At 40.6% G+C, this 12,604-nt stretch carries 14 protein-coding genes and 1 tRNA gene; 1 reads left to right on the top strand and 14 read right to left on the bottom strand.

Going from position 1 to position 12,604, the window contains the following annotated elements; genetic code table 11:
- Nucleotides 1–183: 183 nt before the first annotated feature.
- From NST65_RS04475 to queG, 4 genes are all read right to left on the bottom strand, one after another.
- Nucleotides 184–891, bottom strand: a complete 708-nt coding sequence (locus tag NST65_RS04475; protein ID WP_034282300.1) for a YrpD family protein — start codon at nt 889–891, stop codon at nt 184–186.
- Between the two features lie 173 nt (nt 892–1,064).
- Nucleotides 1,065–1,538: a tRNA (uridine(34)/cytosine(34)/5-carboxymethylaminomethyluridine(34)-2'-O)-methyltransferase TrmL gene (trmL, locus tag NST65_RS04470; protein ID WP_034282301.1), complete on the bottom strand. Its 474-nt coding sequence runs from the start codon at nt 1,536–1,538 to the stop codon at nt 1,065–1,067.
- Between the two features lie 43 nt (nt 1,539–1,581).
- Complete coding sequence (locus NST65_RS04465; protein WP_111927042.1) at nt 1,582–2,484, bottom strand: amidase domain-containing protein; 903 nt, start codon at nt 2,482–2,484, stop codon at nt 1,582–1,584.
- A 61-nt stretch (nt 2,485–2,545) separates the two neighbouring features.
- Complete coding sequence (gene queG, locus NST65_RS04460) at nt 2,546–3,694, bottom strand: tRNA epoxyqueuosine(34) reductase QueG (protein WP_024427417.1); 1,149 nt, start codon at nt 3,692–3,694, stop codon at nt 2,546–2,548.
- Between the two features lie 83 nt (nt 3,695–3,777).
- Between queG and NST65_RS04455 the strand changes: the two genes are divergently transcribed.
- Nucleotides 3,778–4,374, top strand: a complete 597-nt coding sequence (locus NST65_RS04455; protein ID WP_227001709.1) for a hypothetical protein — start codon at nt 3,778–3,780, stop codon at nt 4,372–4,374.
- A gap of 98 nt (nt 4,375–4,472) precedes the next feature.
- Here NST65_RS04455 and NST65_RS04450 read toward each other — a convergent pair.
- The 10 genes from NST65_RS04450 to NST65_RS04405 form a co-directional block, all read right to left on the bottom strand.
- Nucleotides 4,473–4,546, bottom strand: a tRNA-Gly gene (locus NST65_RS04450).
- Nucleotides 4,547–4,673: 127 nt separating this feature from the next.
- Entirely contained in the window at nt 4,674–5,330 is a 657-nt protein-coding gene (locus tag NST65_RS04445; protein WP_024427415.1) for a hypothetical protein, read from the bottom strand.
- 61 nt (nt 5,331–5,391) lie between these two features.
- Nucleotides 5,392–5,673 carry a hypothetical protein gene (locus NST65_RS04440; RefSeq protein ID WP_024425332.1) on the bottom strand — a complete coding sequence of 94 codons (282 nt, stop codon included), beginning with the start codon at nt 5,671–5,673 and terminating at the stop codon, nt 5,392–5,394.
- The gene (locus NST65_RS04435) at nt 5,670–6,575 is read right to left on the bottom strand and encodes a PqqD family protein (RefSeq protein WP_025093297.1); all 906 of its coding nucleotides are present in this window, start codon (nt 6,573–6,575) and stop codon (nt 5,670–5,672) included. The genes NST65_RS04440 and NST65_RS04435 overlap by 4 nt, the downstream gene beginning before the upstream one ends.
- Nucleotides 6,559–8,025, bottom strand: a complete 1,467-nt coding sequence (locus tag NST65_RS04430) for a hypothetical protein (RefSeq protein ID WP_065214161.1) — start codon at nt 8,023–8,025, stop codon at nt 6,559–6,561. The genes NST65_RS04435 and NST65_RS04430 overlap by 17 nt, the downstream gene beginning before the upstream one ends.
- Nucleotides 8,003–8,749, bottom strand: a complete 747-nt coding sequence (locus NST65_RS04425; RefSeq protein WP_025093295.1) for an ABC transporter ATP-binding protein — start codon at nt 8,747–8,749, stop codon at nt 8,003–8,005. The genes NST65_RS04430 and NST65_RS04425 overlap by 23 nt, the downstream gene beginning before the upstream one ends.
- A gap of 114 nt (nt 8,750–8,863) precedes the next feature.
- Nucleotides 8,864–9,076: a hypothetical protein gene (locus NST65_RS04420; RefSeq protein ID WP_024425336.1), complete on the bottom strand. Its 213-nt coding sequence runs from the start codon at nt 9,074–9,076 to the stop codon at nt 8,864–8,866.
- A 539-nt stretch (nt 9,077–9,615) separates the two neighbouring features.
- Nucleotides 9,616–10,758, bottom strand: a complete 1,143-nt coding sequence (gene ssuD, locus NST65_RS04415; RefSeq protein WP_046310322.1) for an FMNH2-dependent alkanesulfonate monooxygenase — start codon at nt 10,756–10,758, stop codon at nt 9,616–9,618.
- 17 nt (nt 10,759–10,775) lie between these two features.
- Entirely contained in the window at nt 10,776–11,606 is an 831-nt protein-coding gene (locus tag NST65_RS04410) for an ABC transporter permease (RefSeq protein WP_034282306.1), read from the bottom strand.
- On the bottom strand, nt 11,603–12,595 hold the full coding sequence (locus tag NST65_RS04405; protein ID WP_065214160.1) for an aliphatic sulfonate ABC transporter substrate-binding protein: 993 nt from the start codon (nt 12,593–12,595) through the stop codon (nt 11,603–11,605). The genes NST65_RS04410 and NST65_RS04405 overlap by 4 nt, the downstream gene beginning before the upstream one ends.
- Nucleotides 12,596–12,604 lie beyond the last annotated feature (9 nt).

Below are 12,604 nucleotides of genomic sequence, written 5' to 3'. Positions count from 1 at the left end.
AACTTCACATCATATGAAACAGGCAGCGAACGGAACAAAGGGATAAGGGGGAGCTTATATGAGAACGGTCATTATGATGGGCGTCATCATTACGTTTTTAGTATCCATTTTCACTGCTGGCTACGAAGGCAAGCCTGGTAAATGAAAAAAAGGATGTTCCATTTGCGGAACATCCTTTTTCATTTAGTTCGTTGTTTTCAGCACTTGCATATTCACTGTATTCCCTGACACTTGCACCTTCGTAAAGTCTTGCGTATCGACCACAGGTGTAACGGCACGATTATCCAATGTGATGTCAGTAAAACGAGTAGAGAAATTCGCCCGAATGTCTTTTCGATAAATATCGTCAGTTACTGCTACCGTCGACAGTAGTTTCCACTTGGTCACAGAGCCAATGTTTGAGTTTTGAATTTCTGTAATAATGCGGCCGGTATAACCAACATTATTTGTGCCCCAGAACGTCGCTCTTGTATGCCCATTCAAATTTTTATAAATCGTCATTTGAACAGTACTTCCAGGTTTAAATCCCTTTGTATACGTGAAGTCATCTTTTCCTTCGATATATGTCTCTTGATTATTTGCTCCTACTTTCATCGTAGGTTTCCACACATTATAGGTTGAACTGTATTGAAGACCAATATCCGCTTCTTTTGAACCTGTGAATCCAGAATAAATATAAGCTGTACCATTTGACACACTCATTGTGGAAGGGAGTTGAATTTTTGTGACCAATATGGATCCGTTACTATTGATATAAGTACGCCCGCCAATCCCTTTTGATAACTGCGCTGCTTCTATCTCCTGCGTCTGAGAGAGTCCTGGAATACTGACTGGAAGCGTCCCCATTAAAATTGCTGAGCTAATGGCACTAGTGATCAGTAGCTTTTTCATCTCATTATTCCTCCTAATGGATTCATCATTTTTTGAAAACGTGATCACAATCTATCATACTACCTATTTTTTAACATGTCAAAAAAAGTATAATTAAGTCATATTTTTCATCTTTCTGTTTCTTAACTCATATAAAAAAGCCGAGATCAGTATCTCGGCTTTTAATCATGATCTTATATGAGATCGCGATATTGCTGCTGGCGAAGTGCCTCATATACAAGAATGGCTGCCGTATTCGACAGATTCAAAGAACGAACATGCTCTGTCATCGGTAAACGAAGACAACGGTCCATATTTTGTTCAATCAAATCTTTTGGCAATCCACTTGTCTCTCTTCCAAACACAAAGAAATAGTCTTCATCCAGCTGAGAGTAATCAAATGTTGTATGCGGCTTTTGGCCAAATTTTGTGATATAGAAAAATTGCCCCTTCGGATGTGCCTCAAATAATTCATCAAGTGAATCATGATAGACCACATTGGCATATTTCCAATAATCGAGTCCTGCACGCTTCAGCATTTTGTCATCTGTCGAAAAACCAAGCGGACGAATCAGATGAAGGGTTGTATTTGTTGCTGCACATGTACGCGCAATATTTCCAGTATTAGCTGGAATCTCTGGTTGATATAAAACGACATGAAGTCCCAAAAAAGTTCACCTCTAATTTTCATTTCCGCTCAACATTATACCACTAACTATCCTTCGCGGCATCGTCCAAAATGTGAAAAAACATATATCGAATAGCAGGTGTATAGGCAGTCGAATCCTCGTATGACCAATAGCGCATGCGGGAGTCATACGTCTGTGCATTCACAAGAGGCATTCCGCCTTTGTCATGATCAACGACAATGGTTGTATGATTATACCTTCCATCACCTTCAAAATCGTAGCAAATGACATCACCAATTTGAAGCTCGTGGGCTTCTTTGAGTTTCTTTGCTCTCAAACCCGCTTTCGAATTCGCTAAATAATTTTTCATCGAATGAGCCACCGTCCAGCTATAGCTCCACGTATGCGGACGCACCCACCAGCCAGACCCGCGGTTTGGATACCCTCTCGTTGGCGCGTTCCCTGCTTTCAAACATTGTGAAATAAAATTTGTACAGTTATCTTCAAAGTTTTTATAGGCTGGATTCCGTTTATTCCAATATGTCTCCGCATACTTCACGGCTGCCCGCCGGTCATAATGAAAGGCTCTCCCGAATTGTTCTTCGGTCTGAAAGCGCTCATCCATATGCTCTTCCCTTTGCCGCTCTTCTAACATCATCCGATCTTTAACAAGCATGTTGTTATAAAGAAACGCTTCTCTTTTTTCCACCTGTTCCTCTAAATAAAAAGAATCGTCTACATCCTTGCATACATATGTGAGATGAGCAAGGTACTGCACATGCTGAGCCCCATCATCTTGAATGGCTGAATCGAGAAGTTTTGTTTTTGCTTTCGCCTTCACAATCTCAACCTGTCTTCTAGCAAAAAGCTCTTTTTTCCGCTCTACTGCTTCCACATCAGACATAAGCTGCGGCTGTTTGATTGCACGGTCATTGATTAAATACGCCAGCCTGTCTTCTAAAGTTTTCTCTAATAATTGTTTCACACAGACACCACCAAACATTTTTTAAAATCTTTGTTTGGTTCATTCTATGTTCACAGGGATGTTATTTAGTATTTAAAGGTGTCTGTAAAAGCTCAATCCCTTTCACAATCTCCTCTTTCGCTTCTTCATCACTTTCCCGCTCAAGGGCCTTTTCCAGCTCTGGGAGCTGCTGATCATCGCCAATTTTGCCAATTGCCCAAGCAGCCGTTCCCCGAATGACCGGTCTTGGATCCTTGTGCATCAACTCAATTAACACTGGTAAGGCAGATGTATCTTTAAAATGAGCGAGTGCCAAAATTGCATTCCGCTGAATGGGCTTTTTCCCCCGCCATGAACCTGAAACATGACCGTATTTTTCCTTAAACTCACGATTGCTGATCGTCAGAAGCGGCTTTAACAGCGGCTTCGCAATTTCAGGGTCTGGCTCCATTTCAGGATGCAGATGAAAGTCTTTTCCTTTATTGATCGGGCAGACAGTTTGACATGTATCACACCCGTACAATCGATTCCCTATTTTCGAACGAAATTCGTCAGGTAAAAACCCTTTTGTCTGCGTTAAAAATGAAATGCACCGCTGAGAATTCAGCTGCCCTGGATTCACAAGCGCACCCGTTGGACACGAATCCACACATTTATTACAAGTTCCGCACTGGTCTTCAATTTTCTCATCCGGTTCAAACGGAACATTTGTGATCATTTCAGCCAAATACACATAAGATCCAAACTCTGGCGTGATAATCATACAGTTCTTTGCACTAAAACCAATGCCAGCACGTTCTGCTACAGCACGATCAGATAATTCTCCTGTATCCACCATTGATTTTGTCCGTATATCGACATGTTTGCTTCGCAGAAATTCTTCGAGCATATCAAGCTTTTTTTTCAGCACAACATGATAATCTGTTCCCCATGAAGCCCGGCAAAAAATCCCCCGTCTCGCATCCTTTGTACTTCGAGGAGCATCTTTCATTTTGGAAGGATACGCGAGCGCTATCGCAACAATTGATTTGGCCTTCGGAAGCAGCAAAGAAGGGTTTGTCCTTTTTTCAATATCAGGCTCTTCAAAACCTGACAAATACCCTAACGATTCATGTAAGATGAGGCGGTCCTTTAATGAATCAAATGTATCGGCACTTGCAAATCGAATTTTATCGACACCAATTTCTTTCGCATATTGAATCAATTCTTCTTTTAATTCTCCAACATGAATCACCTTGCAAACCTCCTTTCTTTGTTTCTTCTGTTGTTTTCAGTATAATACGAGTGTATCATGACCGATTGGAGTGAGTCACTGTGAAGATACATATGGAAATTTCTCATCCTCAAAACCCGTCTATCCATGTTGGGCAGATTGAATATTCACATATTGAAGTGGGTACATCACCTCAAATGTTAAAAGGCCGCTTACGCTTGTTTCAAGAATCTTTATTTTTTGAATACGAAGATAAAGTCTTAGAAGAAGTACCAGCCATCAAAGAATGGACGGATCTTTTAAAAGACGTTCCTTTCCTTCCACTTCTTTCTAACATCCAAAAGGAACAATTTATTGACTCGACCAATTCCGTACAGGATTTGTCGATATTTTTCTCACTAAAATATTTCTTACCTATCCTGACATTAGATGCCGATCGCATCAAAGGACCGCTTTCACTGGCAAAACATGAGGCTGGTGACATCGAATGGCAGGACAACGCAGGACTGAATGGATTATTTTCTCAAACAAGTAAAGCACAAATTTCTCAAGACACAAAGAACATTCTTCAAATCATCCTTTTCCCGCCATCTATTTCCCGGGAAAAGAGTGAAGCTCTTATTCAATCCTTGACGAAGATGTTTGTACAAATACATGGCGGAGAAAGCAAATATGAACTCATTGAAAAAGCACTGTAGCCTGACAGTGCTTTTTCACATTATACTGACATAATAAAAAACGCAACACTTCGTTTATCTAAGAAACGAAATACTGCGTTATAAACAAAATTATGTATTGGAGCGGGTGATGAGAATCGAACTCACGACATCAGCTTGGAAGGCTGAGGTTTTACCACTAAACTACACCCGCATCAATCTTTTAAAAGCGACGTCATCGCGTTGACTTTTATTATGTTACAACTTTCTTAACAATTCGTCAAGAGAATATGAAAATTTTTCGTCAAAAAACTTCATATTCTCCGTATATATTACGATAGTTATTTATCTAGCTGGATATAAAATAAGTATGCATGTGACTTATTCTTCAGTGCTTGCTTTGGATTCTCCTCAATCTCTTCAAATATTATTGAACCCCCGTCTTTCCCCATCGCCGCTGTATACGCAATCAGTGCCTTTCCTCCGGAAGCAACTTTGACAGTTTCAGATTGTGCAGAAAATACATAGTCACTTACTTTGAACGGGAAGCTTGATGTCGCTTTCGTCATCCCATCATTCTTTTTATTTGACCAAATACTAAATTGTGATTCATATGTATCTTTCTCATGATGTAATTGAAGAAGTACATTCACCGTTTGGTCGGTTCCATCCTGGTGTAAAGAAAAGGTAGCAGATGATGCTTCCTTATTCACTAATCGTCCATTTTTGTAATGACTCCCGATAAACGTAATACTCTTATTCTTCTTCGTTAATCCTTTCAGTGTCAGAGCCACCTTTTCATTAGCCGTTGCTGCTTCTAGTAAGTTTTTTTCTTTTTTTGAGAGTTTCATTTGTTCGATGGTTACTTGGTTTTTAGTGGCAGGCTCTGTTTTTATGGTCGAAACCGTCTTCTCGGTTGTCGTGGTTTCTTCGGCCTTCTCGCCGCATCCTGCTAATAGAAAAACTGTGAATAAAAGAATGCTCCATTTTTTAAACATTGTGATCCCCTTTGGTGTTTTTTATTTCCTATTATACTAAAAAAAGGTTAGGAGAATTCTCCTAACCTTTTGCTTTTTTCTGTTTCATGGCTGATAGGAATGCCACAATGAGAAAACTCACAGCAAAAATCACCATCATATAAATAAAAAAGTTTGGCTTGATCTGAAAAGTAAATGCGGACGAGCCTTCCATTTCAAAAGCGAGACTGTTAAATAATAAAGCATCATTCGTTTTTGATTGAAATAAATGATAGAACAGTACGCCGATTGTCAGCATCGGAAAGCCTAAGAATCCGAGAAAACTACCAACTATCGCGCCTTGTTTCATCGCCTGTACGTTCATGATCGTTGTCCTCCCATTCCCCCAAGCAATAGCTGCTTCATAATGGACTTACCATCCCCCATAAACGGAAGAAGATAGAGTAATTGAATAAAATACGTGATTGAAAAAATGAAAAAAGCTGTCGAAACCGGGTTTTCTTTTAGAAATAAAATGGTCACAATGATGCCTGCTGCGCCAATCACACCGGGAACAAGCGGACCAAGCAGCGTAATCCATACCTGCTTTTTCTGAAATGGATCTAATACGGGCCTTACAAACTTCACTGACATCATGTCACTCGCAAAAAAGCCTTGAGGCCCATCCCGCCCTGCAAATTTTCGATGCGCATAGCCATGTGCCGCCTCATGTAAGGCGGTTCCGGTAATTAACCCGAAATAAATAATCGTAAAATAAATCGCAATGGCTGCAATCGACGGATCAGGAATGAATAAAAAAGCGATCCCTGCCATGACCATGAAAAGCATCCAGAAAAAGATGATTTTACGTGTCACCATGAGCAAAGCCGTCCCAAAAATGTGAAGGAACGAGTGACCAGTACAATCAAATCGTTCCTTCATTTTGACTTGATACTGCTTGAAAAATTGACAGCAGGCTGTCACAATCCGATATGGTGAATGATAATGAATAGACAGCAAGTGATGCTGATTCAATCCCATCATCAGCTGATAAAAGTCACGAGCAATCACCGACTCATCGACCTGAAACAAATCGGCGAGCTCTGCGGTAATACTCGCTTCAGTTCTTTTACCGTCCACTTTCGTTAACATATGATAGGCACTTTCATTGATCGGGAGTGTGCTTCCATACTGCGTATCCGTGAGATGCCTCTTTTGTAAGGTCACATACGGCGCTAGTGCCGGTACCCGCTCAATCTTTAGCTTATTGTTAAGAAGTTGAATCATGTGAATACCTCCATGAAAAACCTTTGTATATGGCAAAGATGAGCAGACCCTCAAATGCAGCCATAAGCAGCCACTGAAGCGCTTGACTAGACGCCCCTATGACATAGTTCCCAATAAAAACAATCGGAATCATGAGTAAAATAAGCGCTCCAAATGAAAAAATGCCTGTGTAGGGATTGTTTCGATCTAGAGGAAGTAAGATACCTACCACATAAAAGAGCGCAGTCGCATTGCATAAGACAGCAGCACCAATCAATGCGTGCCAAATCTGATCAGGAAGCGTCAGCGTTGTCAGCATGAATAAAACAATTTGCAGTACACCTACGAGCAGAAGGCCGATAAATTTATATAAAGCCACTTCCCAAGATCTCAGACCAAATGTTTTATACATGCCCAGCATTCGTTTATCATTGCCAAACGAATTGAAGGCTGTTAAACCAGCAAGAGCGCATAGAACAAAAAATGCTTCTTCTTCAAAGCGGAATCCAAACTGATAACGGACGAATAAGATCACAATGAGGAGAATAAGAAAGTTTAAAATGTTTTCTTCATTTCGCACCTGTGACTTCATTTCCTTCACAATAAGCGACCACTTCTTTGAAGAAGAGAACGGCAGCTTGTGTAAAAAGGTTAGCGCTTTTTTCTCTGCCATAATCGGCATCATCGCAAGAGAAAGAAATGCCCCGCCTGCCGATAAGAGGATGAACAGAATCAAAATGGCATAATTTACCCCTTCAGGAGGCATTCCTTGTGCCGCTAGGAAAAACGGAGCTGTCAAATACATCAAATGATAATCAAACTGAATATATGATTGCTGAATTTGACTAATATCAAAATGCGTCAATCCATACGCCACGACCAGTGCCAATAAAACAAATATCGCTGCAAATTTTTGCAACGGTAATTTTAATTTCAAAACGAGTAAATAAGTGATATTGTAAATAAACTGGAGCAGCATTAAGACAAAAAGCGACTGCAAAAGCACCATCAAAAAGAAAGTGAAGATAAAAAAAATACCAATTCCCTGGGCAATAAAATTAGGTAAAAGCAGAATGCCGATAAAAAATAAAACAAGCCCTGCCACCACTGTCACCATCGGAATGAAGTATCCAAAACTTTTCTGAAAGGTAGAGAGCGGGAACCAGCTGAGCTGCATAGAAAACCGGTCTTGTTCAGGTGTTCTGACCTTGATCAAAACGAATAACAAGCTTGTAAAAATAGAGGCATTGATCGCCATTGACACGACAAGTAATCCAAGTGAACGTTCATCTCCATTTAAGAAAGCCTTCATAAAGACACCTGTAAAGCTGTATCCGATAATGGCTCCCATTGTAACGGCAAACAAAAAGAATAAGACCACAATGATTCGCTTCGTTTGAGTATCAAAGAGCTTATACATCTCCTGCTGCCACATTTTAAGCATCATTTTAGAAATGATTAATGATTTCATCAAAATGTGCACCCCTATCACTTAACATTGAAGCTTTCAGAAACACCTGTTCCAGTGTGCTTGATTGATACTTCTCCTTTAAGGCTGAGACCGTCCCTTCATCCATTTTATTTCCTTTAGAAATAATGGCGATTTTGTGGCACAGCTCTTCCGCTGAAAGCATATCATGCGTTGAAAGCAAGATCGCACCATGGTGCTCGGCATACCGCTTCATCAGTTTCTTTGTGTTTATAACCGCTTCAATATCAAGTCCTCTAAAGGGCTCATCCATGATCACCAATTGACTATCAAGCATAAATGCAGCAATTAGCTGTGTCTTTTTTTTCATCCCATGTGAATAGGTTTCGATCGGTCTTGATAAAGCCGAGTCCATATCAAACAGTTCAATTAGTTGATTTCTTCTGTGAATTGTTTTACATTCATACATAGAAGAAACAAAATCTAAATATTCAGCACCAGTCAATGCTTCAGGGAGCAGCAGGTCATCTGGAACATAGGCTACTTGTTTTTTAAAGGATGGTTCATCATTTGGGACGTCCTGCAAGTGAATCCTTCCTTCTGTATGCTTAATAATGCCGAGTATACAGTTAATCATCGTTGTTTTACCCGAACCATTCGGTCCAGCAACAGCAACGATTTGATGAGGGTCGATCTTTAAATGAAAATCATTGACAGCAGTCACGTTATTTTTATACGTCTTGGTTAAATTCTCGATCGTAAACATATAACCTCCAAGTGTCTGCATATTCTTTAAAACAGATCAGGCTAAACCGCCCGCCACAGACGGTTTAGCCCTGGTGTCTTATCTAAGAAGCAAAAAGATGAATCCTAAGTATAGCTACTTACATTCAATTTTGACTTTTAAGCCACTTTCCCACTGAACGGCTCCTGTAAAGCTACCCTTGCCGTTTGCGATACACCAAACTGCTGCTCCTAGAACGACTGTTGCTCCCAATCCAAGAAGGACAGCAACAAATACTAAGAACCAAGCTTGGTCCATAATAGCAGGTTCCATAGTGGAATAGTCAACTTGCGGCGCTGCATAAGTCATACTTTTCACCTCCCAGCTTATGATGATCGTATCATAGGCGTCACACGCCAAACATCTACAGAACATCCCATTTTTGACCGAACATACATTTGATTAAAATGTGACTTTTTATTCAATTATTCACTTTCATCTGTTTAAACCCTCTCTTATTTACTAGATTTTGACACCCCATAAGAACCACAAAACCCATTTAATGTCATTTTCGCCATCTTTTTTCTTCTTTTTTTCAAATAGTCCATATTTATCATCTATCATATTTATTCTTTCCTTTTTGTGAGATAGAAAGAATTCCCCCGAGATATCAGATATAAAAGTCCTGATTATATGTCGCAATAATGCCAATTATGAAATATTTACTGATCATTCCGATAAAAGAGTGAGCACATTTTCCTTCTTCTCTTGACTCTAAAAATATGTATATACAAGAAAATCGATTGGGAAAAAAGCCCTTACCTTGTTCAGCACTACACAACAAATGACTCGCCTATTCTATGAAAAAAAGCAAAGCAGCCATGTCAGACTGCTTTGCTTTTTCAAATTTATGAGGAACTAGCAGCAGAGGCTGCATCTGGAAAATGATTGTTCCCAATGATTTCACCGGCTGGCACAGAGAGTCCTGTATCCCCGGATCTCTTAAATGGAAGGAGCGGGAAAACAAGCTCTGCTAAATAATAAGCTTCTTCTAGGTGCGGGTATCCAGAAAATATAAATGTATCAATGCCTAGAGACTGGTATTCTATGATACGATCTGCTACTGTTTGCGGATCTCCGACGAGTGCTGTTCCTGCACCGCCGCGTACTAAACCAATGCCTGCCCAAAGATTTGGGCTGATTTCAAGTTTGTCTTTCCTCCCTTGGTGCAATTCCACCATTCGTCTTTGACCTACTGAGTCCATCCCCTGTAACACTTTTTGCGCTTCATCAATGGTTTTTTGATCTAAATGACGAATCAGATGTTCCGCTGCCTGCCATGCCTCCTCTTCGGTATCTCTCACAATCACATGAAGACGAATGCCAAACTTCACCGTTCTTCCTTCCTTTTCAGCCTGCTTCTTCACTTGTGTAATTTTCTCTTTCACTTGTGCAGGCGGTTCGCCCCAAGTTAAATAAACATCTGTATGCTTGGCGGCTGCTTGAATTCCTGCTGCTGATGATCCGCCAAAAAAGACTGGTGGATGGGGGGTTTGAGCTGGTGGGAATAACAGGCGGCCATTTTCTGCTTGTAGATGTTTGCCATGAAATTGTACATTTTCTCCTTTCAATAACCGCTTCCAAATCGTCAAAAACTCTTCTGTTGCCTCATAGCGTTCATCATGAGAAATGAACAGCCCATCTCCTTCAAGCTCCTCTTTACTTCCCCCTGCTACCACATTAATCAGCAGTCTCCCGCCTGAAAGACGATCTAATGTAGACGTCATTCTAGCAGCAACAGACGGCTGCATCAGCCCTGGTCTAAGAGCCACGAGAAACTTTAAATGAGTGGTTTCCGCAGCTAAAGCAGCTGCCGTCAGCCATGGATCTTCACAGGATCTCCCAGTAGGCAGCAAGACCCCTGTATAACCAAGCTGATCAGCTGCTTGAGCAATCTGTTTAAAATATGGATAGTCTGCCTGTCTTGCCCCTTTTGCTGATCCTAAATAACGGCCGTCTCCATGCGTTGGAATAAACCATAAAATATTCATAACATCGCCCCCTTTTATTATTCACCTTGATAACTAGTGCGCCACTTGAGCAGACGCTTTTCTAACAGACGTACAAATGAATCTGTCAGCTTACCTACTACTGCAAAGATGATAATTCCTACAAACACTTTATCCGTTTGAGAGAATTGCCTTGCATCCATAATCATATAGCCGACCCCGCTGCTTGAACCCATCAACTCAGCTACCACTAAACCAAGCCAAGCAATTCCTAATGACAGTCTCACGCCCAGAAGAATATGAGGAAGAGCAGCCGGTAAAATCAGCTTTGTGATGCTTTGATACACATTAAACTCTAAGGCGCGAGCCACATCAAACAGCTTATTATCTACACTGCGAATACCTAGAAACGTATTAATATAAATCGGAAAAAAAGCCCCAAGTGCAATCAATAAAATTTTCGCTGTTTCATCAAAACCAAACCAGAGGATGAATAAAGGAGTGACCGCTAAATGTGGAACGGTTCTCAGCATTTGCAAGGTCGGATCTACATAATGCTCTGTTTTTTTAGAAAACCCTACGCATACGCCCAGCAAAAGACCTAAGCCTCCCCCTAGCAAAAATCCACATATCGCTCGATAAAGGCTGATGTATAGATGGCCAAACAGTTCACCAGAACGAATCAACTCTCGAAAGGATTCTGCAATCAAGACAGGCGAAGGCAAGACAGTGGAAGAAACGATTTGAGAACCAGCTATGATCTGCCAAACCGCAATAAGTAGAACAGGTAATACCAGTCCCTTTAACTTATATAAAGAAGAAGCTTTTCTCCTTTTTTTCTTTGCCCGCTCGATTTTAGATGCTAAAGCCGGATTCGATACAGCTTTCATTCATCCATCTCCTCTTTCAGCATTTTTTCAATAAACGAATTATCTACAACCTGATTAACATCAATTTTCCGCTGGATCGCCTTTGTTTTGTATTGAAAATCAGCGGTATGCTGCTGAGCATTGATGATCTTCTTCGAAATGGGCTTATTGAGTGGTTCCGTATTGTTTAATACTTGTGTGACGACCTTCTTATCTAAATTTTTTAAACGCGCATATAGAGTAGCAGCCTCTTCTGGATGTGCTTTTTGCCACTTCACTGCATGGTCATATACCTTTAAGAATTTCACTACTAGTTCAGGATGCTGATCAGCAAACTGAGTTCGAACAAGGGTGAAACCTGGAGAATATAAATCGGTCGCTTCCCCATTCACCAGCAGCTTTGCTCCTTTCTTTATCGTTTCAAGTGATAAGAACGGCTCCCAGATCGACCAAGCATCAACGGACCCATTTTCAAATGCTGATATCGCTTCATCTGGCTGAAGCTGAATGATCTGAACATCCTTCGCAGATAAACCTGCCTGATCTAATACTTTGTATAAAAAGTCAAAGCCGCTGCTACCTTTAGCGACAGCAATTTTTTTCCCTTGTAAGTCTTCTACTTTTTGAATCTCACTGTTCTTATTCACTAAAATACCGTTCGCTTTCAGCCCATCCTGAGATAAACCAATTTCCTTAAAATCAATACCAGCTGCCTGACCTGCTATAACAGGTGAGTTTCCAACTTGCGTGAAATCTAATTGATTTGCAGCAAGTCCTTCAAATTGGGGAGGTCCACTTTGAAACTCCACCCACTTTACCTTCACTCCTTCTTTTTCAAATGATTGTTCAAACCACCCCTTTTTCTTTGCTAAAAGCAGCGGGCTCAAACTTTGCTGAATCCCAATCCTAATTTCTTTCACCTTGTTTTCCGTGCCGTCTGCTGCTTGATCACACCCTGCTAAAACAAGCAGAAGACTCAAAAAGATAACGATCATTTGTTTCTTTTTCATGCGATTTCC

This window comes from Bacillus sp. FSL P4-0248 (assembly GCF_038593305.1).
In the GTDB taxonomy this organism is placed as follows: domain Bacteria; phylum Bacillota; class Bacilli; order Bacillales; family Bacillaceae; genus Bacillus; species Bacillus safensis.
The sequence above is the reverse complement of the archived record's forward strand: the minus strand, read 5'-3'. Positions and strand labels throughout refer to the sequence as shown.

Bases quoted from the DNA above. Each gene is read 5' to 3' on its own strand.
- NST65_RS04475 (WP_034282300.1), bottom strand. From the start codon at position 891: ATGAAAAAGCTACTGATCACTAGTGCCATTAGCTCAGCAATTTTAATG.
- NST65_RS04445 (WP_024427415.1), bottom strand. From the start codon at position 5,330: ATGTTTAAAAAATGGAGCATTCTTTTATTCACAGTTTTTCTATTAGCA.
- NST65_RS04440 (WP_024425332.1), bottom strand. From the start codon at position 5,673: ATGAACGTACAGGCGATGAAACAAGGCGCGATAGTTGGTAGTTTTCTC.
- NST65_RS04435 (WP_025093297.1), bottom strand. From the start codon at position 6,575: ATGATTCAACTTCTTAACAATAAGCTAAAGATTGAGCGGGTACCGGCA.
- NST65_RS04430 (WP_065214161.1), bottom strand. From the start codon at position 8,025: ATGAAATCATTAATCATTTCTAAAATGATGCTTAAAATGTGGCAGCAG.
- NST65_RS04425 (WP_025093295.1), bottom strand. From the start codon at position 8,749: ATGTTTACGATCGAGAATTTAACCAAGACGTATAAAAATAACGTGACT.
- NST65_RS04420 (WP_024425336.1), bottom strand. From the start codon at position 9,076: ATGACTTATGCAGCGCCGCAAGTTGACTATTCCACTATGGAACCTGCT.
- ssuD (WP_046310322.1), bottom strand. From the start codon at position 10,758: ATGAATATTTTATGGTTTATTCCAACGCATGGAGACGGCCGTTATTTA.
- NST65_RS04410 (WP_034282306.1), bottom strand. From the start codon at position 11,606: ATGAAAGCTGTATCGAATCCGGCTTTAGCATCTAAAATCGAGCGGGCA.
- NST65_RS04405 (WP_065214160.1), bottom strand. From the start codon at position 12,595: ATGAAAAAGAAACAAATGATCGTTATCTTTTTGAGTCTTCTGCTTGTT.